The sequence below is a fragment of the Bradyrhizobium sp. LA6.1 genome, from assembly GCF_040547805.1.
Lineage (GTDB): Bacteria > Pseudomonadota > Alphaproteobacteria > Rhizobiales > Xanthobacteraceae > Bradyrhizobium > Bradyrhizobium barranii.
The window spans coordinates 145,557-166,261 of the sequence record NZ_JBEPQK010000012.1 but is presented as its reverse complement, the minus strand read 5'-3'; the positions used below and the strand labels follow the sequence as shown (position 1 = coordinate 166,261).

The following is a 20,705-nucleotide window of genomic DNA, read 5'->3' as shown; positions in this document are numbered from 1 at the left end:
AGGCGCGGTCAGTTCTCGGATTCGGTGAACACCTCATCGCGCTTGGCGCGCAGCACGGGCAGGACCGTGAGGATCAGCAGAAACGCCGCGATCGCCAGCAGCACCGCCGACAACGGACGCGTCAGGAACACGCTCCAGTCGCCGCGCGAGATCAGCAGCGCACGACGCAGGTTCTCTTCCATCAGCGGTCCGAGCACCATGCCGAGCAGCAGCGGCGCCGGCTCGAAATCGTGCTTGATCAGCCAGTAGCCGACCAGACCGAAGACGCCCGCGAGGATGACGTCGACCGGTGCGTTGTTCACCGAGTAGATGCCGATCGCGCAGAAGATCACGATCGAGGGGAACATCAGCCGGTAAGGCACGCGCAGCAGCCGCACCCAGATTCCGACGAGCGGCAGGTTGATGATGATCAGCATCAGATTGCCGATCCACATCGAGGCGATCATGCCCCAGACCAGATCCGGCTGCTTCTGCATGACCTGCGGGCCCGGCACGATGCCATGGATGGTCATCGCGCCGACCATCAACGCCATCACCGCGTTCGGCGGGATGCCGAGCGTCAGCAGCGGAATGAACGATGTCTGCGCCGCAGCGTTGTTGGCGCTTTCCGGCCCCGCCACGCCCTCGATCGCGCCGCGGCCGAACCGCGACGGGTTCTTGGCGAGCTTCTTCTCGAGTGTATAGGCGGCAAACGACGCGATGACCGCGCCGCCGCCCGGCAGAATGCCGAGGATCGAGCCGAGCACCGTGCCGCGCAGGATCGCAGGCGCCGAGTCGGTCAGGTCTTTCCTTGTCGGCATCAGGCCGGTGATCTTCTGCTGCACGAGATCGCGATTCATCTCGGCGCCGGCGTCGAGATTGCGGATGATCTCGGCGAAGCCGAATACACCCATCGCCACCGTCGCGAAGCCGAGGCCGTCGGCGAGCTCCGGAATGTTGAAGGCCATGCGCGAGGCGCCGGTCTCGATGTCCGAGCCGACGATCGAGAGCAGCAGGCCGAACACGATCATCGCGATCGCCTTCAGCACCGAGCCTTTGGCCAGCACCACCGCGAAGATCAGGCCGAGCACCATCAGCGAGAAATACTCGGCCGGACCGAACGCCAGCGCGAGCTTCGTGAGCGGCGCGCCGAGGACGGCGATCAAGACGGTCGCAACGCAGCCGGCGAAGAACGAGCCGATCGCGGCGATCGCCAGCGCCGGGCCGGCGCGGCCCTGCTTGGCCATCTGGTGGCCGTCGATGGCGGTGACGACCGAGGTCGCCTCACCGGGTATGTTGACCAGGATCGACGTGGTCGAGCCGCCATACTGGGCGCCGTAATAGATGCCGGCGAGCATGATCAGCGCGCCGACCGGCGGCAGGCCGAAAGTGATCGGCAGCAGCATCGCGACCGTCGCGATGGTGCCGATGCCCGGCAACACGCCGACCAGCGTGCCCACGAGGGCGCCGATCAGGCACATCAGCAGGTTGATCGGAGAGAACGCGACGGCAAAACCGTGAGCGAGGTTGGCAAAGAGCTCCATTACACCCTCACTGAACCAGGAAACGCGGGAACATCGGCATCGGCAACCCGAGCACGTACGGGAACAGGATTGCGCAGCCGAGCGTCAGGCAGGCGCCGACGATGGCGGCCTCCAGCCAGCGCGTCTCATGCGAGCCCAGCGCTGCAATCATGAAGCTCACGAAGGCCGTGACCACGAGGCCGAGCGGCCGGATCGCCAGCGCGAAAAACAGGATCGCGACCATCACGAACAGCGGCCCGCGCCAGGAATAATGGGCCATCGCCGGCCCATCGGTCAGAAGGCCGGTCAAGGCGATGCCGGCCGACAAGGCCACCAGCAATCCACCGAACATCCGCGGTGCCGTGCCGGCGCCGAAGGAGAAGCCGCGCATGCCCTGCAGATCGCTCGACGCCCACAGCGCGAACAGGGCGAGCGCCATCAGGATGACGCCGCCGACATAATCCTGCGCCGACCGGATCGTCATGAACAGCGTGAGGATCGCCACTGCAAACAGTGGATAGGAATAGATCAGGGCCAGCAGCACATCGGATGATGCCTTCTTGGTGCCGGCACCGAACGATCCGAATATTGCACTGGGCGCGCCGGCGAGCAGCGCCGTCGCATGGCCGGTTACGACCTGCAGTGGGCCGCGCCCGGCACCCCAGCCGAAGATCGTCCCGATCGACCAGATGAATTCGAAAATCTGCGGCGCGATCGCCAGCAGGCAGAAGCCGATCGCCACCGAGGTGTTTCGGGTGGCAGTCGCCGAGTGGCCCATCGTGTCGGCCATGCTTGTCTCCTCCGCGACTCCTAAGTCACGAGCACTGTTGTTCTAATCGGCTGGAAAAGGATCCCCCGCCCGGATCACTGCCTAGCGATTTTCATTACACAATGCCAGCAAAACCAATCAGGCCTCCGGCGAGCAGAAGCCAGAGTGGATTGATGCGCGAGACGGACGCGAGCACTGCAACCGCCGCGGTCAGAAGCAGCGCAGCAAAGGTGCGATCGGTCGACTGGGCCAGGATCAGGGCGCTGGCTGCCATCAATCCAATCGATAGCGGAACCAGTGCAGTCTGAATCAAGGCGGGCCAGCGGGATTGGCTGGGCCGGCTCAGCAGACGGCTGACATAATAGGCAAGCAGCGCCGTTGGCAGGCACATCGCCAGCGTCGCCGCCAGCGCGCCGGGGATGCCGGCGACGGCATAGCCGATTAACGTGACGATAAGCACGTTCGGACCTGGCGAGAGCTGTGCGATCGCATAGGCGTCGGCGAACTGCTTCTCGGTCATCCAGTGATGCACGTCGACCGCGATGCGGTGCATCTCCGGTACCGCCGCCGCAGCGCCGCCGACTGCGAACAGCGACATTAGACCAAAGGTGGAGATCAGCGCCCAGATCGGGTTTTCGCTGTTCATGCTGCTACCTTCCGCCGCACCCAATATGTGACGCCGATACTGATTGGAATCGCGACCAGCAGCACCGCCTGGAGCGGCAGGCGAAGCACGCCGATCGCAACGAACACGCCGAGCATGAGAATGAGCACGACGACGTCCATCCGCTTGAGCAGGGGCATCATCATGCGAAAGACCACCGCGATCAGCAGCCCGACCGCCGCGCAGGAGATGCCCGCGAGGATCCGGCGCAGCACCTCCACATCGCCGAACCGGGCGTAGATGATCGCAAGCACGGTCATGATCACCGTCGGCGGCAGCAACAGCCCGGTAAAGGCGGCAACGCCGCCGGCGATGCCGCGCAGCCGCGACCCGAACACCATCGACAGGTTGACGATGTTGGGCCCGGGCAGGAAATGGCAGAGCGCAAAGGTCTCGTTGAACTCGTCCGCCGTCATCCAGCGGTGCTGATCGACGATGGCGTGGCGGGCAAACACCAGGACCCCGCCGAAGCCGGCCAGCGACATCCGGGCGAAGGCCAGGAACAGCGCGACGAGGCCGGGCGGAGGAGCGTGGGCGGCTGGATGGTCCGGCTCTTGGGCGGCCGGTGCTGAATCCGTGGACATGTCAGGAGCTTAGAACGCTGGCCGTCCCAGGGCCAAGATCATACCGAGGCCCGGCCGGAACCTATCCAAAGGGAACCGTGGGATCGCCGCTCGAAACACCTGTCATTTGAAACCTTTGCCCCCTATATTGGGGGTGCCGGTTCGCCGGCTATGGAAATAAACGGTCGTCGCAATAAACCATTCGGACCCGGGGGCGGTACCCGGCGCCTCCACCAAAGCCCACCAGCGGGCTCACCCAGAGCGGGTTTTGGCGGGGGCGAAATAGGATCGACGAGGGCGTAAAGGGCGTGCTTTTTCCCGGTATTGTTCCGCCGTTATCGGGCTACTGCAATAGTTGCCAACGACAACTTTGCTCCGGTTGCTCAGGCTGCGTAACGCAGTTTGAAAGACCATCTTAAAGTCCTAACGGGTTAAGCTCCGTTAGGCGGGGTTCGGAGGCACCTGGCAACAGAAGCCTCCACTTACCTCTTATTTTTATTTCCTTCCCGGCGGGGACTCCTGCTGACCCGTCAGGCGCGGTACTATTGCGGCTTGGCGAGTCGGGCCGGCAGGGCCCAACTCCTGGAATGCAACAGGACCACCATGGCGACCGATCATATCCGATACGATGTGCTGGCCCGCGACGCGCTGCGCGGCGTGCTGCGGAAGGTGCTGACCGATGCCGCGTCCCATGGACTGCCGGGCGAGCACCATTTCTTCATCACCTTCGTGTCGAAGGCCGAGGGCGTGAAGCTGTCGTCGCGGCTCCTGGCGCAATACCCGGAAGAGATGACGATCATCCTCCAGCACCAGTTCTGGGATCTGACCGTGCTCGAGGACCGTTTCGAGGTCGGCCTGTCCTTCGGCGGCATTCCGGAGCGGCTGATCGTGCCGTTCAGCGCGATCAAGAGCTTCCTCGATCCGTCCGTGAAGTTCGGCCTCCAGTTCGACACCTCCGATGTCGCCGAGGTCTCATCCGAGACATTGCCGGCCGCTCCCGCGCCGTCGGCCGTCGCAGTGCCCGCGCCTGCCAGTGAGCCGGCCGAAAGTGCCGAGGAGCCGACCGCCCCGAACCAGGGCGGCGCCGAGGTGGTGCGGCTCGATCGTTTCCGCAAGAAATGATCTAGGTTGGGCGCGAAACGGTCGCGCCCGGCCAAACTGCCGATATAGAAGAGCACATGAAGAGGCTGCACGGCATTCCGTGCCGCAGAATGGATGTGCTCATGGCCAAGACTGCTCGCTCGAAGACTGCTCGCTCGAAGACTGCCCGCCCCGCCAGCCGCACCGAGACCGACAGTTTCGGTCCCATCGAGGTCCCCGCCGATCGCTATTGGGGGGCGCAGACCGAACGCTCGCGCCAGAATTTCCGCATCGGCATCGACCGCATGCCGATCGAGCTCGTGCATGCGCTCGGCATCGTCAAGCTCGCCGCCGCACAATCCAACCTCGCGCTCGGCCTGCTCGACCAGCGCCGGGCCAACGCCATCATCCGCGCCGCGCGCGAGGTGATCGAGGGCAAGCTGGACGATCATTTCCCGCTTGTCGTGTGGCAGACCGGCTCGGGCACGCAGAGCAACATGAATCTCAACGAGGTCATCGCCAACCGCGCCAATGAGCTGCTCGGTGGCGAGCTCGGCGCCAAGAAGCCGGTGCATCCCAACGATCACGTCAACATGAGCCAGTCGTCGAACGACTCGTTCCCGACCGCGATGCACATCGCGGCCGCAAGCCGCATCAATGCCGATCTCGTCCCTGCCCTCGGCGAGCTGCTGCGCGCGCTCCGCAAGAAGGAGAAGGAGTTCGCAAAAATCGTCAAGATCGGGCGGACACACACCCAGGACGCCACGCCGCTGACGCTCGGCCAGGAATTTTCCGGCTACGCCGCGCAGGTCGAAAGCGGCATCGCCCGCCTCAAGGTCGCGGTGAAGGACCTCTATCCGCTGGCCCAGGGCGGCACCGCCGTCGGCACCGGCCTCAACTCCAAGCCGCGCTTCGCAAGACTGTTCGCAAAGCACGTTACTGGGATTACGAAGCTGCCCTTCACCAGCGCCGCCAACAAATTCGAGGCGCTGGCCTCGAACGACGCCTATGTGCTGGCGCACGGCGCCATCAATTCCGTCGCGACAGGCCTGTTCAAGATCGCCAACGACATCCGCCTGCTCGGATCGGGCCCGCGCTCGGGCCTCGGCGAGCTGATCCTGCCGGAGAACGAGCCGGGCTCCTCGATCATGCCCGGCAAGGTCAACCCGACGCAGTGCGAGGCGATGACGATGGTGTGCTGCCAGGTGTTCGGCAATCACACTGCGATCACAGTCGCCGGCAGCCAGGGCCATTTCGAGCTCAACGTCTACAAGCCCGTACTCGCCTACAACATGCTGCACTCGATCCGGCTGATGGCGGACGCCGCGCGCTCCTTCACCGAACATTGCGTCAGCGGCATCCGCGCCGACGAAAAGCGCATCAGGGAGCTGATGCAGCGCTCGCTCATGCTGGTGACCGCGCTCGCCCCGAAGATCGGCTATGACAACGCCGCCAAGGTGGCGAAGACCGCGCATGCCAACGGCACCACGCTGAAGGAGGAGGCGCTGCGGCTCGGCTTCGTCTCGGCCGACGAGTTCGACCGGCTGGTGCAGCCGGAGAAAATGACGCGGCCTGGATGAATTCCGAATTCCGATAGTCATCCGTAATGATACGGTGCCCTGGGGCTCATAAATATAAGGCCTAAGGGCCGGGATTTGATTACCGTCAATGTTGTGGCGAGGCGGCGTGCTACGCAGGCCTCTCTGCCCTTTGACGGGGCTAATTCATCGTTTGATGGCCCGAGGGGCCAATTGACGAGGACGAGCGAATGGCGATCAAGTCTCATAGGGCGCAACACGGCACCCAGTTTCTGAATGTTTCATCCTGCCAGAAGAGGAGCGGATGATGGAGACGCGGCATGGGGAACGTCATCAACCTGAATCGTTTCAGGAAGCGCGCCGAGCGGGAAGCCACGGCGAAGCAGGCGGACGTCAACCGGGCGAAGTTCGGCCGCACGAAGGCGGAGCGGTCGGCGGAGGAGACGCGCGCGGACAAGGCGAAGGCGCGTCTGGACCAGCATCAGATCGATCGCGAGGATCAGTCATGAAGTCGCCCGTGGTGAAACGGTCGATCGTGGTCGCCGGCCACAAGACCAGCGTCAGCCTGGAAGAGGCGTTCTGGAACGGCATGAAGGAGATCTCGGGCCTGCGCAACATGACGCTGTCCGAGCTGGTCGGCGAGATCGACGGCAACCGCCAGCAGGGCAATCTGTCCTCGGCGATCCGCCTGTTCGTCCTCGACTACTTCAAGAGCCGCGCCATGGCCGCCATCCAGCCGGAAAAGGTCCCGGCCCAGTAGGCGTTGGGCGCCCCTCCAACGGCGCCTCCCGGTTCTGCACTTTAAAATCACTCTAAGGTGCAGTTTCAGCCGACCCGCGCGCTTGACCTCACTGCCCTGCGTTGAAAATACAGGGCATGACCGACACCAATGACACGCGTTCGCGGATGCCGCTGGGCCTGGCCCAGCGCGGCTATATCGGCGTCATCCAACACCTTTCCGCCGGAGATGCGGGCTCCGCGCTCTCGGACATCGAGCTCGAGAGCCGCCTGATCGAACTCGGCTTCGTCGAGGGCGCCCGGGTCGAGGTCCTGCATGAGGGCCTGGTTGGGCGCGACCCGATCGCCGTCCGTGTCGACAACATCACGATCGCGGTCCGCCGTCGTGAAGCCATGGCCATCATTGTCGCCTAGATAGCGACCGGAAATCTGATCCCATGGAAGCTCCTCTGCTGCATCTCGCCCTGGTGGGCACGCCGAACAGCGGCAAGACGTCGCTGTTCAACGCGCTGACCGGCAGCCGACAGAAGGTCGCGAACTATCCCGGCGTCACCGTCGAGCGCAAGGAGGGCTTCTTCGTCACGCCCCTGGGACGCCAGGTCTCGGTGGTCGACCTGCCCGGCACCTACTCGCTGCGCGGCCGCAGCCCGGACGAGGAGATCACCCGCGACTTCGTGCTCGGCAAGGCGTCCGGCGAAACCGTGCCCGACCTCGTGCTGTGCGTGGCCGACTCGACCAATCTGCGCCTGACCATCCGCCTGCTGCTGGAGCTGAAGCGCACCGGCCGGCCGATGATCCTCGTGCTCAACATGTTCGACATCGCGAGCCGTCGCGGCATCACCGTCGACGTGGAGCGGCTCGCCAAGGAGCTCGGCGTGCCCGTGGTCACCTCGATCGCGGTGCGCAAGAGCGGCACGGCCGACCTGTTGGCGCTGACCGACGAGATCTCGGCGAAACTCGCCGCGGAGCCGCGGGAGAACAGCTGGAGCGCGCTCAGCGTCGCCGAGCTGCGCGCCACCCAGCGCGAGGCCGACCGCATCATCGCCGACTGCGTCAGCCTGCCTGCTAGACCCGACACCTGGACCGCGCGGATCGATGCGGTCGTGCTGCATCCGGTCGGCGGCCTGATCGTGCTCGCGGCGATCCTGTTCGTGATGTTCCAGGCGGTGTTCGCCTGGGCACAGCCGCTGATGGACCTGCTCAACAACGGCTTCGACGCGCTCGGCGAATTCGTGCACGCCACCCTGCCCGCCGGCCTGCTGCAGAGCTTCCTTCAGAACGGCGTGATATCAGGCGTCGGCAGCGTCATCGTGTTCCTGCCGCAGATCATCATCATCTTCCTGTTCATCCTGTTGCTGGAAGACTTCGGCTACATGGCGCGCGCCGCATTCCTGATGGACCGCATCATGGGCGGCGCCGGCCTGCACGGCCGCGCCTTCATTCCGCTGCTGTCGAGCTTTGCCTGCGCCATTCCCGGCATCATGGCGACGCGCGTGATCGACAACAAGCGCGACCGGCTGACCACGATCCTGATCGCGCCGCTGATGACCTGCTCGGCGCGCATTCCCGTCTACACGCTGATCATCTCTGCCTTCATTCCGGCCAGGGACGTCTGGGGCTTCATCAACCTCCAGGGCCTCGTGATGTTCGGCCTCTACGCCGCCGGCATCACCAGCGCGCTGTTCGTCTCGTTCCTGATCAAATTCTTCATGCTGCGCGACTATGCGCCGGCGCCGTTCATGCTGGAGCTGCCGGACTACAAGATGCCGCGGCTGAAATCGATCGCGATCGGCGTCTACACGCGGGCGAAAATGTTCCTGCACCGCGCCGGCACCACGATCTTCTCGATGATGGTGCTGATCTGGTTTCTGGCCTCGTTCCCGCAGCCGCCCGCTGGCGCCACCGAGCCGGCGATCGACTTCAGCCTCGCCGCGATCATCGGCAAGGCGCTCGAGCCGCTGCTCGCCCCCGTCGGCTTCAACTGGCAGATCGCGGTCGCGCTGATCCCGGGCATGGCGGCGCGCGAGGTCGCGGTCGCAGCGCTCGGCACCGTCTACGCGATCGAAGGCGGCAAGGAAGCGGCCGAGCAGATCGGCCAGGTGCTGGCGACGAAATGGTCGCTCGCCACCGCGCTGTCGATGCTGGCCTGGTACATCTTCGCTCCGCAATGCGCATCCACGCTCGCCGTGATCCGGCGCGAGACCGGAAGCTGGACCTGGATGGCCGTGACCTTCTTCTACATGCTGGTGCTGGCTTATGCCGCGAGCCTTCTGACCTACAACGTCGCGGTCGCACTCGGCGCGGGCTAGCGCCCTCTCCAAACTAAAATTGCGAAAACAACCCCATGCACAGTAGACGGAAGCTGTGAGATCAATGGGTTACGCATATGCGAAATCATCTGACCATAGCCCGGATGGACCGAAGCGAGATCCGGGGGTCTTGCGCGACGCTTCACCGGCCCCCGGATTATGCTTCGCTCCATCCGGGCTACGAACTGCCGGTTGACCCGTCGGGCAAAACAGGAGCATGATGGCAACTTCGGAAAATCACCATATTGTCGCACCATCCGACATTGGGGCTCGGTGGATCGTCACATAAAATATAACTTTCAGCAGCATATCTAACGTGAATTGAACGCAATCGATGTCGTCGCGCCAGGGTTGACGCGCCCAAATCATTGCCGGTGCGGCTTCTTTCGCGCCTCGCGCGTGGAGACCTGTTGGGACTTTTCCTCGATGCGAATGAAGCGGCTTGCGAGCAGTTTTGTTGGACTGTTCACGACACTGATCGGCACCGCCAATGTGATCGCAGAGCCGGCCGTCAGCGCCGCCTATTCGCAGGAGCAAACCACATATCAAACCAAGGGTGCGCCTTTCGACAGCAGGGAGCTGCGCCGTTGGGCTGGCGCGAGTTACTGGGAGCAAAAGATCGGGGAAGCCTTCGAAATGGGCTTCGATCCCCGCGTGCAAGCCAACGCAGAGGAACGTGACGCCGTGCTTGCAACGGTCTGGCAAGTCAAGCCTGAGACCGTCAACGCCGAAACAAAGATCGTTGCGATCATTCCCAAGCGGCCGGCGAAACCACGATCGACCGACCTCGCATATCAGATCGTCTTCATCCCGCGAATGAGCGCCCGCGATAAGGACAGGGTTGAAACCCGGTTCATCGCGGAAGGGCTCAGCGCCAAACCGGCCGTGGCAACCGCGGCTGGAGCAATTCCGCGGCTGCCGTCGACCTACGCATACGCAGGCTTTCCCCAGAACAACAACATCGTCAGTTACTGGGCCGGGCATCCCGGCGAGCTGAGGAGCATTTTGGCCTGGATTGCCGCCAGCCCCAATCCGGGTTTCGATCAGGTTCTGACGACCGGCCCCGCTGAAGGTGCCGCCGGTCGCCAGGCCAGCTTCCTCGTCGCGGGAACGAAGGTCCCTTCGGGCCCTATCCTGACGTTGCGTATCACGTTCCTCAGCGACACGGCACCCGTGAGTGCGGGCGTGCCAGCGTGGTACGACGCCAGGGATTTTGCGGACTTGCAGATTGAAAAAGCGCAGAATCAAGCCGCGGAACAGAGTAGGCTCGGCGACATCACGGGACTGGCCGGACTTGCTGCCGAGGAGCAGCTTCCAGCCAAATTTGTGATCTTGCAGTACTTCGGCAACGGGACACGCGACGCAGAAATCGATGCCATCGTTCCCATTCCAAACGTCGAAAAGCGGGTCCTGCTGACCATCCGGTTCGGGCCAAACAACAGCGTCAGCATCCAGCGGATCGGCGAAGACCGGAAGGGTTCGACACTCGAACGTCCTGGTGAATTGCGCCGGGTGAACGGTTTCAGCGCCAATTCAGGCGACGCTGCCGCATTGATGGCGTGGCTGAAAAAGCGATACCCCGGCGTGAAGCCGCGAGGGACGACCGTTGCCGAGTTGGAGAACAGTGTCACCGCCGAAATCCAGACGAGGGGCGGCACGCCGGCCTGGTTTAGGGAGAACTATGGAATTGAAATACTCGCCGCCTCGGAGGCACAAAGCCAGCTCGCCCGGCTGTTCCAATACAGCGCGCAACAGCTCACGGGCTTGCAGGAATTCACGCCGAACGAGCTGCAAATGCTTGAGGTCACCTTGGAGCGGATGAGCGATCAACTCGCAGCGAAATTCAAGGGGCTGCGAATCGCCCGCCAGAAAATCGCAGTCGAACTGATTGGCGTCACCGCAACCAAATTCGCGATCAACAACCGATTGGAGGCAGGACTGGCGCTTCTGCGCGGTAACGACCGGATGGTCATCGTCTTCGATTCCTCGAACATGAACTCTGACGCGCTTTTCATCGGAGGATCCGGTGTCGGCGGCCAGCCCGAGATCGCGGGCGAAACATTCGTGACTTTTGCGCACGAACTCGGTCATGTCGTAGCGGCGACGCCGGGTCTGAAGGATTCCTTCCAGGCACTCGTCAAAGCAAAAAAGATCAAGCCGGTGACCTGGTATGCAGCCTCGAAGCCGGCAGACGAATTCTTTCCGGAAGCGTTTACGCTTTACATCGGCGACCCCGAATGGGCTGAGGGCCAATCGACCGGACCTGTTCAGATGGTTCGAGACGATCGCGAGCGGAGAGCAAAGAACCGGGATGCGGTGATGCGGGACGCCGCACATGCTGCCGGGATAACGACCGATGGATGCAGTGAAACCATTAATGCTTCCAAGGAAATGGACGTAGCCCGGATGGAGTGAAGCGAGGTCCGGGATTCTTGCGCAACGTATCACTGGGCCCGGATTGCGCTGCGCTCCATCCGGACTACGGCGTAACGGTTGCGCCGTCGGGCAAAACAGGAGCATGATGGCATCCTCCCGGGATTGCCATCTCGACTGCGCCACCACAAGAGTGGACGCGTTCGGTCCGAACCAAATCAACAAATCAAATGGAGGCGGCGCGAGGCCGCCTCCGGTTTCGAACAAGCTCGGCATCTTCGGCTTCATCGACAACAACCAGCGTCACGTCGTCCTGCTCGACACGAAGCAGCTCTCCGCGCTCGACCGCAGGAATTGATGCCGGACATCCGCGCGTTTGCTTTCGCTCCCCATGAAAAAGGCCCCGGTCGATGCCGGGGCCTGAGTTCACTGGGAGGACTTTGGATCAATAGCGCGGCGCGCCGTAACCGCCGAAGCGATAGTTCACGCGAACCGTGACCATGTCGATATCCTGGGTGACTCCGCTGCCGGTGAGGGTGAACCCACCGGGTGTGACCACGCCTGCGAAGGAGGTGTTGTCACGCCCCATCCAGAGGTGGTCGTATTCGACACCGACCGTCCAGTTCGGGGTGAAGCCATACTCCCAGCCGACACCCAGAGCACCGCCCCAGCGCGTGTGACCCGCCGAGGCGAGGCCGACGCCGGTGACATTGTTGAAGATATCAAAGCGATTGCGCGTCACGGCGGCGCCGCCCTTCACGTAGAGCAGTGAGGCGTTCCATGCCCAACCGAGCTGAGCCGTGAACAGCCCGATCGCATCGGTCTTGCCCGTGGTCGAGATCAACGGATCGATCAAACTGACGCGCGTGTTCTTGATCTCGGCCCAATCACCCTGGGCTTCCAGGCCGAGCACGAACTGATTGGTCTGCCAGCGATACCCGATCTGTCCACCGACGAGGCCTCCGGAGCGATCGGCGCAACCACTTGCGACGTTGCCTGCGGGCGTTATCAAATCGACGCAACCGTGGCTCTGTCCCCAGCCTCCGTTGGCGCCGATGTAAAATCCGGTCCAATTGTAAACCGCCATCACCGGTGCCGGCGGCGGCGCCTTGACGGCCATATCGGCCGCCATGGCCGGAGCCGCCATGCTCAGCGCCGCGAAGCCGATCGCCGCGATCGAAAGCTTTTTCATCGTTTCGTCCCCTTTGCTCAAATTTCTTTCGTCAGAAGCGAGCCCTAATGCAGGCTGGCGTGCATAAAGCTTGCGAACATCCTGAAGTTTACGCGCGAGGGGATTTTGGGCTCGTATCAAAATGGCAACACCCAAGCGCCATCGCTGTGCACAGAAGAGTGCTTAGTCAGTCTTTGAAGTGCCGTGCGCTCCAGCACCGTCCTGTTCGTCAGCAAGCCACGCGCCGATGCCGGAGGATGGGATCACCCGCTTCGGCAGGTGCGGGTTGATCGTGCCTGCAAAGACGGAAAGTCCCTCATCGCGCTTAGCGCGCGCAAACAGCTTGGCTTCATGTTCAGTCGCGAAGGTCTTCGTCTCGCGCGGACTTCGTTGTCTCGGCAGAACGCCTCGCCGTTGCACTTCGAAGGTGACGTACCAGGTCGGACTCATTGCGCACACCAACATGTCACCAGTCCCTGGAGTCGCGTTATGGTGCGGCTGTCATCCGCCTGTTTGATTCAGATCAAGCAGCGACTTGACTGCGAACGCTTGACGCGCCGGGCTGCGAACTGAGGATCGGTTGACCCGTCGGGCAACGCAGGAGCACGATGGCATCGTCGGCTTCAGTGACATCCGGCTCGCGACCTTCTCCGTCCTGCGAGTGGCGGTGCGGTACCGTCTTCGGGCTGGATCGGCGTCGTGATCAGGGCCGACCGCCACCCCATCAGCAGGGAACCCGGCGCCGATCTGAGAGTTCGTTCCAAGGCCGTTCGGCCTTAACCGAGTGCGAGCCCCGGAGCTCGTGCAGGGGCGGTGGCGCCCTTCTCTCGAAGCGTCAAGGGAAACCAATGAGCAGTCCATCCAGCACTGTTGCGGACAGTGCGCCCCGAGAGCTGTCCAGAATATCGACCGGCAGCGCCGGCCTGGACGACATCCTGGGAGGCGGCTTCGACGCCAACCGGATGTATCTCTACGAGGGGCAGCCCGGCACGGGCAAAACCACCATCGCGCTTCAGTTCCTGCTGAGGGGGGTGCGGGACGGAGAGCGCGTGCTCTACATTTCGCTGTCCGAAACCAAGCGCGAGCTGGACGTCGTGGCACAGCGGCACGGCTGGACGCTGGACGGCATCGACATCTTCGAACTGGTTCCGCCGGAGACGACGCTCGATCCGGAGCGCGAGCTCACGGTGTTTCATCCCGCCGAAATGGAGCTGAGCGAGACGACCGGCCTGATCTTTAGGGAAGTCGAGCGGGTCAATCCCAACCGCGTCGTGCTCGACAGCCTGTCCGAACTGCGCCTGCTTGCCCAGAACCCGCTTCGTTACAGGCGCCAAGTGCTGGCCCTGAAACATTTTTTCACCAACCGCAATTGCACAGTGGTCCTGCTCGACGATCTTTCGTCATCTCAGGACGATTTGCAGCTCCATTCCATTGCGCACGGCGTGGTGATGCTCGAACAGGTCGCGATCGATTACGGCGCCGAGCGGCGCCGGCTCCGCGTGATCAAGATGCGCGGCATCCGGTTTCGCGGCGGGTTTCACGATTTCACGATCGAGCGAGGCGGCCTGCAGATATTCCCCCGCCTGGTGGCGGCCGAACATCACAAGACCTTCGTCGGCGACTTCACCCCGAGCGGCAACGCCGAGCTCGACCAGCTCCTGGGAGGCGGCCTCGAGCGCGGCACCAATGCGCTGCTCATCGGCGCCGCCGGCGTGGGCAAATCATCGGTTGCGCTCACCTACGCGATCGCGGCGGCCGAACGTGGCGAGCACGCGGTGTTCTTCGCGTTCGATGAAGGCCGCGGCACGGTCGAAGCGCGCGCCCGGACACTTGGCCTGCACCTGCAAGAACACGTCGATTCGGGGCTTGTCCGGTTTCAGCAGATCGATCCCGCCGAGCTGTCGCCGGGTGAGTTCGCCGCAAACGTGCGAAAGAGCGTCGAGGCCGACAATGCCCGCCTCGTCATCATCGACAGTCTGAACGGCTATCTGGCCGCGATGCCCGACGAGCGATTTCTCATCCTGCAGATGCACGAACTCTTGAGCTACCTGGGGCAGCAGGGTGTGCTGACCATCCTGGTCCTCGCCCAGCATGGCCTCGTCGGTCCGATGGATACGCCTCTCGACATCAGCTATCTCAGCGATTCCGTGGTCATGCTGCGCTATTTCGAGGTCGGCGGAACGGTGCGGCGCGCTCTGTCTGTCGTCAAGAAGCGCAGCGGCCGACACGAGCATACCATCCGGGAATTTCGGCTTAGCAGCGCCGGCATCACGCTCGGCCCGCCCCTGAGGGAGTTCAGCGGCATCTTTTCCGGCAATCCGCATTATACCGGGGCACCTAAGCCCGAAGGGTCGGTTGAATGAGCGTTGAGCGAGATCACCATGTTCTCGTCTTTGCTCCGATCGGGCGCGACGGGCTTGCCTCCGTCGAGCTGTTCCGGAGTTCGCACCTGGAAGCGACCAGCTGCCGCAGTCTGCCCGAACTCGTCAGCGAGATGGCAGCCGGCGTCGGCGCCGTTTTCGTTGCCGAGGAAGCTCTGTTCGGGAAAGACACCTCGCCGCTGGCACAATGGATCGAAAGCCAGCCGCCCTGGTCCGACCTGCCCTTCGTCGTCCTGACCAGCGATCGCGAGCAGCCGGCCGTCCTTGCCTGGCGCCGCAGCATTGTCGCGCTTCTCCGTAACGTCTCGCTGCTCGAGCGGCCGGTTCAGCCAATGACGCTGACCAGCGCCGTTCAATCGGCACTGCGCGCGCGGCGGCGCCAATACGAAATCCGGGCTCTGTTCGCGGCGCGCGAACAGGCGGCTCAGGAGCTCGAGACGCTGGTGGTCGAGCGCACGCGGGCCCTTGCGGAAGCCGTCGAGCAATTGCGCGTCGAGATGGACGAGCGTGCCCGGGTCGAGGAGACGCTTCGGCAAGCCCAGAAGATCGAAGCCATCGGACAGCTGACCGGCGGGGTGGCGCACGACTTCAACAATCTGCTGATGGTGATCTCCGGCGGCCTCGACATGCTCGACCGCCAGACCGATCCGGACCGTCGCCGCCGGCTCATGGACGGGATGGTCCAGGCCGCCCAGCGCGGGGCCAGCCTGACCAGACAGCTTCTCGCGTTCTCCCGCCGGCAGACGCTCCGGCCGGAGCCCGTCGACGTCGCCTCGCAGATGGGCGGCATGCGCGAACTGCTCGATCGAAGCCTGAGAGGCGACGTCCATGTCGAGTTCGATTTCCCGGACACGCTCTGGCCGGTGGAGGTCGATCCCGGCGAGCTCGAACTCGTGATCCTCAACCTCGCCGTCAACGCCCGCGACGCCATGCCCAATGGCGGCACGATTCTCGTGCGCGGGGAAAATCTGCCCGATCTGAATGACGAGCAGATCGCCGGAGACTACGTGCGCCTGTCCGTCGTCGATACCGGTGTCGGCATGAGTCCGGAGATCCTGTCACGCGTTTTCGAGCCGTTCTTCACGACCAAGGAGGTCGGAAAGGGCTCGGGGCTCGGGCTTGCCCAGGTCCATGGATTCGCGACGCAGTCACGGGGTACGGTCCGCATTCGATCGGAAGTCGGCCGAGGCACCAGCATCGAACTCTATTTGCCGCGATCGCTCAGCATTCCTTCCAGGGAGCGACACCTGATCGATCTCAACATGGTGCGGCCGAAGAGGAACAATCATGGCCGCATCCTCCTGGTCGAGGACGATGACGAGGTTGCCGCACTGGTGAGCGAGATGCTGGGCCAGCTCGGTTACGAGGTCACGCACGCGGCGAGTGGCGCGGCCGCGCTCGGTGCCCTGGCCGACGGCCGCGCCGTCGACCTCGTCTTTTCCGATGTCATGATGCCCGGTGGCATGAATGGGGTCGAGCTGGCGCGGGAAATCAAACGAAGGCGAAGCGACATCCCCGTGCTCCTGACCAGCGGATACTCCGAAGCCGCGGTTCACGACGCCGAATTGGCGGGTCTTCAGATTCTGCCGAAACCCTACCATATCGACGAGCTGGCCGCGGCGCTCAGCGCGGCAAAGGCAGAAACCGGGCGCGACATGGAGTCCAAGCGGTCCAGCCGCAGCTGATGGCGTGCGGTGTCGCATCGCGAAAAGCGATCGACGACCGGCCGCCAAAGCGGCTATCAGTCTCCATGGACCGCTTCAGCACCGACAGATTGACCGCCGAGAGGCTTCGCGAAGACCACCTCGACGACCTCGTCACGCTGCATCTCGATGCCGAGGTGTCCCGCTATCTCGGCGGCGTGCGTGCACCCGAGGTCACCAAGACCTATCTCGCGACCAACATGGCGCATTGGGACCAGCACGGTTTTGGGCTGTGGGTGCTGCGAACGAAGGACGGCGCCTTCGCCGGGCGAGCGGGCATCCGGCACATCCTCGTGGACGACATCGACGAGATCGAGATTGCCTACGCATTCAAGCGCGAGTTCTGGGGCCGCGGATTTGCGAGCGAGGTCGCAATCGCGCTGACGGACATTGGGCTGTCGCACCACGAACTGCCGTCTCTCATCGGCCTTGTCTATGTCAGCAACGGCGCATCCCGCCGCGTGCTGGAGAAGGCCAATTACATCCTCGAGAAGAGCACGACGCGTCATGGCAATGATGTCGTGATTTACCGCGCTCGGCGGTGAGATGCGTCTCGCAGGATGGGTAGAGCGAAGCGAAACCCATCCTTGCTTCCGGGCGCGTTGAAACGTGATGGGTTTCGCTGTGCTCTACCCATCCTACGGGCTATCGCAAAGCCGCTTTAGGCTCCGCCGGTGCGGAGCCGGACAACCGATTGCGGCAACGAGGCGAGAAACAACACCGCGCAAACACACAGCAGGACGATGTCCTTGAACAGGAACTCGCCGGCCAGATTCCACGCCATCGGATCGGTTGACAGGCTCCATGTGACGACGCCCGGCGTCGTAAAGAAGAACGACCACGTGATCGCGAAGGTCACCATGCCCATGAACGAACCCAGTGCCGACAAGACCGGACTGAAGCTGCCTGCCATGAGCAGCGCCGCGATCACGAATTCGGCGACACCGAGAACATAGGCCTCTCCCCTCAGGCCGAATACCGACAGCCAGGAGATGAACGGGCTGTGGCTGATGAACTGCGCGATACCCTGTGCGGATTGCAGTGTGAATTTCTGCATTCCAAACGATACGAATATGACCACCATGACCCAGCGCAGAATGGCGAGCGGACGATAAGAGCCTCCACCATTCTCCGCGACGTTGAATCCCATCATGCGACGATTTCTCCCCGGATTGCGCATCCATCTATTGGCGAACGAAGCGTCCGCTACGGGCTATTCGGAGGGGAGCGTCTGTCGTTACATCCGCGGCGGGGTTCCACGATCACAGCTGCGTGCAACGCGCGTGTTCGCGCCGCGGTCGAGACTCGCGCATTTCGGATCGACAGGCTCTAGCCGTCGCCGCAATTGCGGTGACAGTGCATTCAATTGATGCGCACGGGGTCCCCTGCTTCGAGTTAAGTGCACTGTCACCGGCTACCCGGGTGCCGGGCCGACAAGGCCTGACCGGCAGGTAAGGCCCGCAGATGACGAAAGCAGACAAGGCGGTTTATGCGGCCGTTGAGTTTTCTAGTCCTCGCGGCGAGCGAGAACTCTGTCAGCAGATCCGCACATTCACGGACAAATCAGTACGGGAGTTTTCGCCTGCGCCAGCACCTTGTTTGTCACGCTACCGATGAGAAGCATGGAGAGTCCGCTGCGGCCATGGGATGACATCACGATGAGATCGCAACCTTTATTCTCGGCTGCTGCGATGATGGCTTGATGGGGTTGCCCGTTCTCCACTTGAATCGGTTCGCAGGAAACGCCGGCCTCCTTGGCCGCATTTGCCGCGCGATCCAACGTGCTCGTGGCCTGTTCCTTGCGCAGCTCGGCATATGTTGCGACTGCTTCACGGAACCGCCCTGTCATTTCTGAAAACGGCTCCACAACGAAGATTAGAGATACCTTGGCTCCAAGGGATTTCGCCAGCGCCAACCCATGCGCCACGCCGTGCTCCGCTAGCTCCGACCCATCTGTCGGAATGAGAATATGCCGGTACATGCTTCACCTCCCGTCTGTCTGGACGTATCGCTGCCTTCCGAATGTAAGCTGGGCCCGCGTTTCGGATACGGTCTTGAGATAGATCAATCTCTCGGCCTAACTCGCAGGATGGGTAGAGCGGAGCGAAACCCATCACGCCTCAACACGCTTGGAGGGAGCGATGGGTTTCGCTGCGCTCTACGGGCCGCGAGCTACCGCTCGCCCGGCCACATCGCCATGGCCGCCTTCGCTACGCCTCTCAACTCCTCAGGCGTCGCGTCGTCCTTGGCCTGGATCGCCATGCCTTCGAAGACGCTGAGGTAGAACCGGCTCAGCGCATCGATGTCGGTTGCGGCAGGCAGTTCGCCGCTCGCGACCGCGGCCTCCAGCCGCCCGCGCAAATTGCCGAGCATGTCGAGCCGGGCCTTCTTGATCTCGCGGGCAATCGTTGCCGGCCATTCGTCGCTGACGGCGCCCAGCACGGCCATGCAGCCGGCCGGCGCTCTCCGGGATTTCGGCAGGGTCTCGGCCGCGCCGATCAGCAGATTCTCGATGCCGGCGCGCGCGGTCGCGCCTTCCGCAAGCCGGTCCCAGACCGGCTGGCCCTGGGTCTCGACGTAGTGCTCGATCGCGGCAAGGTAGAGTGCCTCCTTGCTTTCGAAGGCCGCATAGAGGCTGGGCGAGCTGACGCCCATGGCGTCGCAAAGGTCGTGCATCGAGGCTGCCGCAAAGCCCTTGCGCCAAAACAGCAGCATGGCGGCCTCCAACGCCGCGTCGCGATCAAATTCCCGTGGCCGACCTGCCATCGCCCGCCTTTCTGTAATGATCAACACATAATTCACTTGACCGCGGCAATCAAGACTCCACATATTCTGTGTCGATCATTACAGAATTGGAGAGATCACATGACGCTGGCAGGAAAACGGGCCCTGGTGACGGGCGCAAGCAGGGGTATCGGTGCGGCCATCGCGAAGGCGCTCGCCGCGGAAGGTGCCGATGTCGCGGTTACTTACGAGAAGTCGGCGGAGAGCGCCGCCAAGGTCGTGGACGCGATCAAGGCGACGGGCCGGAAAGCCGTAGCGATCCAGGCCGACAGCGCCGATGTCGCTGCCGTTCAGGCTTCGGTCGACAAGACCGTCAAGGAGCTGGGCGGGCTCGACATCCTGGTCAACAATGCCGGCATTCTGCGATTGGGCGGCCTCAACGACATCTCGCTCGCCGACATCGACGCGATGCTGAACGTCAACGTGCGTTCGCCGATCGCCGCGAGCAAGGCGGCGCTGCCGCACCTTGGCAAGGGCGGCCGCATCATCACCATCGGCAGCTATTTCGCGGACCGCGTGCCCTCGCCGGCGCTCGGCGTGTACGCGGCGTCGAAGTCGGCGCTAACCGCATTCACGAAGGCGCTGGCGCGGGAGCTTGGCCCGAGGGACGTCACGGTCAACCTCGTGGCACCGGGCTCGATCGACACCGACATGAATCCCGCGCACGGCCCGACCGCGGAGACGCTGAAACAGTTCATGGCGCTCGGCCGGTACGGCGCGACGGATGACATCGCGAATGCCGTGGCATTCCTGGCGAGCGCGAAGGCAAAATACATCACCGGCTCGACCTTGACCGTCGACGGCGGCGCGAACGCCTAGACATTCTGGCGCTTCGCGTTCGTCCAACAGGAGGTTGAGAAGCTGGCCATGACTGCGATCGAGCTTCCGCCGACGCGGAAAGGCGCGAGCTTCAAACGCGATGCCGCCAAGGCGAGGATCAAGTCGGCCACGACGGCGATGGCAAAATAAGATGATGTTCGCGATCATCATGGCGGGCGGCCGATGCCTCGGCCGCCCCCGAGCGTTAGATGGGGCGTGTCGCGTGCTTCGTCTCTCGTCCAGCTTCGAGCATGACAGCACGACTGTCACTTTGGCTTGAACGTCAAAATGCCGTTTGCACTCATCGTTCG

Annotated in this window: 21 protein-coding genes and 1 other RNA gene; 13 read left to right on the top strand and 9 right to left on the bottom strand. The window is 63.2% G+C overall.

All coding sequences use genetic code 11. The features are described from left to right. Positions 1-8: 8 nt before the first annotated feature. From ABIB99_RS27205 to ABIB99_RS27190, 4 genes are all read right to left on the bottom strand, one after another. Positions 9-1,523 carry a tripartite tricarboxylate transporter permease gene (locus tag ABIB99_RS27205; RefSeq protein WP_028147708.1) on the bottom strand — a complete coding sequence of 505 codons (1,515 nt, stop codon included), beginning with the start codon at positions 1,521-1,523 and terminating at the stop codon, positions 9-11. Between the two features lie 7 nt (positions 1,524-1,530). After that, positions 1,531-2,292, bottom strand: coding sequence for a tripartite tricarboxylate transporter TctB family protein (locus ABIB99_RS27200; protein WP_063981615.1), 762 nt, complete (start codon positions 2,290-2,292; stop codon positions 1,531-1,533). Between the two features lie 94 nt (positions 2,293-2,386). Beyond that, positions 2,387-2,917, bottom strand: a complete 531-nt coding sequence (locus ABIB99_RS27195) for a chromate transporter (RefSeq protein WP_063981614.1) — start codon at positions 2,915-2,917, stop codon at positions 2,387-2,389. After that, a complete protein-coding gene (locus tag ABIB99_RS27190) occupies positions 2,914-3,519 on the bottom strand; it encodes a chromate transporter (RefSeq protein ID WP_063981613.1) in 606 nt (201 codons plus the stop codon). Before ABIB99_RS27190 ends, ABIB99_RS27195 begins: the two co-directional genes overlap by 4 nt. 96 nt (positions 3,520-3,615) lie before the next feature. Here ABIB99_RS27190 and ssrA point away from each other — a divergent pair. The 9 genes from ssrA (at position 3,616) to ABIB99_RS27145 (ending at position 11,894) form a co-directional block, all read left to right on the top strand. Then, positions 3,616-3,981, top strand: a transfer-messenger RNA (tmRNA) gene (ssrA, locus tag ABIB99_RS27185). A gap of 120 nt (positions 3,982-4,101) precedes the next feature. Further along, positions 4,102-4,620 (top strand): SspB family protein, encoded by a 519-nt coding sequence (locus ABIB99_RS27180; RefSeq protein ID WP_063981612.1) that lies wholly within the window; start codon positions 4,102-4,104, stop codon positions 4,618-4,620. 89 nt (positions 4,621-4,709) lie between these two features. Then, entirely contained in the window at positions 4,710-6,158 is a 1,449-nt protein-coding gene (gene fumC / locus ABIB99_RS27175; RefSeq protein ID WP_028156440.1) for a class II fumarate hydratase, read from the top strand. 278 nt (positions 6,159-6,436) lie between these two features. Continuing rightward, positions 6,437-6,625 (top strand): DUF4169 family protein, encoded by a 189-nt coding sequence (locus ABIB99_RS27170; protein ID WP_354178297.1) that lies wholly within the window; start codon positions 6,437-6,439, stop codon positions 6,623-6,625. Further along, positions 6,622-6,876 carry a ribbon-helix-helix domain-containing protein gene (locus tag ABIB99_RS27165; protein WP_014493044.1) on the top strand — a complete coding sequence of 85 codons (255 nt, stop codon included), beginning with the start codon at positions 6,622-6,624 and terminating at the stop codon, positions 6,874-6,876. The genes ABIB99_RS27170 and ABIB99_RS27165 overlap by 4 nt, the downstream gene beginning before the upstream one ends. Positions 6,877-6,992: 116 nt before the next feature. Further along, the gene (locus tag ABIB99_RS27160; RefSeq protein WP_014493043.1) at positions 6,993-7,268 is read left to right on the top strand and encodes a FeoA family protein; all 276 of its coding nucleotides are present in this window, start codon (positions 6,993-6,995) and stop codon (positions 7,266-7,268) included. A gap of 23 nt (positions 7,269-7,291) precedes the next feature. Next, positions 7,292-9,163 (top strand): ferrous iron transporter B, encoded by a 1,872-nt coding sequence (gene feoB / locus ABIB99_RS27155; RefSeq protein ID WP_354178294.1) that lies wholly within the window; start codon positions 7,292-7,294, stop codon positions 9,161-9,163. A 432-nt stretch (positions 9,164-9,595) separates the two neighbouring features. Continuing rightward, positions 9,596-11,578 (top strand): hypothetical protein, encoded by a 1,983-nt coding sequence (locus ABIB99_RS27150; RefSeq protein WP_354178292.1) that lies wholly within the window; start codon positions 9,596-9,598, stop codon positions 11,576-11,578. A 103-nt stretch (positions 11,579-11,681) separates the two neighbouring features. Next, complete coding sequence (locus tag ABIB99_RS27145) at positions 11,682-11,894, top strand: hypothetical protein (protein ID WP_354178290.1); 213 nt, start codon at positions 11,682-11,684, stop codon at positions 11,892-11,894. Positions 11,895-11,981: 87 nt separating this feature from the next. Here ABIB99_RS27145 and ABIB99_RS27140 read toward each other — a convergent pair whose 3' ends face one another. Further along, on the bottom strand, positions 11,982-12,728 hold the full coding sequence (locus ABIB99_RS27140) for an outer membrane protein (protein ID WP_354178288.1): 747 nt from the start codon (positions 12,726-12,728) through the stop codon (positions 11,982-11,984). A gap of 162 nt (positions 12,729-12,890) precedes the next feature. Next, positions 12,891-13,157, bottom strand: a complete 267-nt coding sequence (locus ABIB99_RS27135; RefSeq protein ID WP_063981607.1) for a hypothetical protein — start codon at positions 13,155-13,157, stop codon at positions 12,891-12,893. A 398-nt stretch (positions 13,158-13,555) separates the two neighbouring features. Between ABIB99_RS27135 and ABIB99_RS27130 the strand changes: the two genes are divergently transcribed. From ABIB99_RS27130 to ABIB99_RS27120, 3 genes are all read left to right on the top strand, one after another. Next, the gene (locus tag ABIB99_RS27130) at positions 13,556-15,070 is read left to right on the top strand and encodes an ATPase domain-containing protein (protein WP_247303963.1); all 1,515 of its coding nucleotides are present in this window, start codon (positions 13,556-13,558) and stop codon (positions 15,068-15,070) included. Next, entirely contained in the window at positions 15,067-16,773 is a 1,707-nt protein-coding gene (locus ABIB99_RS27125) for an ATP-binding protein (RefSeq protein ID WP_354178285.1), read from the top strand. The genes ABIB99_RS27130 and ABIB99_RS27125 overlap by 4 nt, the downstream gene beginning before the upstream one ends. 65 nt (positions 16,774-16,838) lie before the next feature. After that, positions 16,839-17,336: a GNAT family N-acetyltransferase gene (locus tag ABIB99_RS27120; RefSeq protein WP_085399738.1), complete on the top strand. Its 498-nt coding sequence runs from the start codon at positions 16,839-16,841 to the stop codon at positions 17,334-17,336. A 116-nt stretch (positions 17,337-17,452) separates the two neighbouring features. Here ABIB99_RS27120 and ABIB99_RS27115 read toward each other — a convergent pair whose 3' ends face one another. From ABIB99_RS27115 to ABIB99_RS27105, 3 genes are all read right to left on the bottom strand, one after another. Further along, positions 17,453-17,944 carry a YkgB family protein gene (locus ABIB99_RS27115; RefSeq protein WP_354178282.1) on the bottom strand — a complete coding sequence of 164 codons (492 nt, stop codon included), beginning with the start codon at positions 17,942-17,944 and terminating at the stop codon, positions 17,453-17,455. A 399-nt stretch (positions 17,945-18,343) separates the two neighbouring features. Continuing rightward, positions 18,344-18,772, bottom strand: a complete 429-nt coding sequence (locus tag ABIB99_RS27110; RefSeq protein WP_071910488.1) for a universal stress protein — start codon at positions 18,770-18,772, stop codon at positions 18,344-18,346. A gap of 191 nt (positions 18,773-18,963) precedes the next feature. After that, entirely contained in the window at positions 18,964-19,506 is a 543-nt protein-coding gene (locus ABIB99_RS27105) for a TetR/AcrR family transcriptional regulator (RefSeq protein ID WP_248577196.1), read from the bottom strand. 150 nt (positions 19,507-19,656) lie between these two features. Between ABIB99_RS27105 and ABIB99_RS27100 the strand changes: the two genes are divergently transcribed. Continuing rightward, complete coding sequence (locus ABIB99_RS27100; protein WP_354178279.1) at positions 19,657-20,394, top strand: 3-oxoacyl-ACP reductase family protein; 738 nt, start codon at positions 19,657-19,659, stop codon at positions 20,392-20,394. The last annotated feature ends 311 nt before the right edge of the window (positions 20,395-20,705 follow it).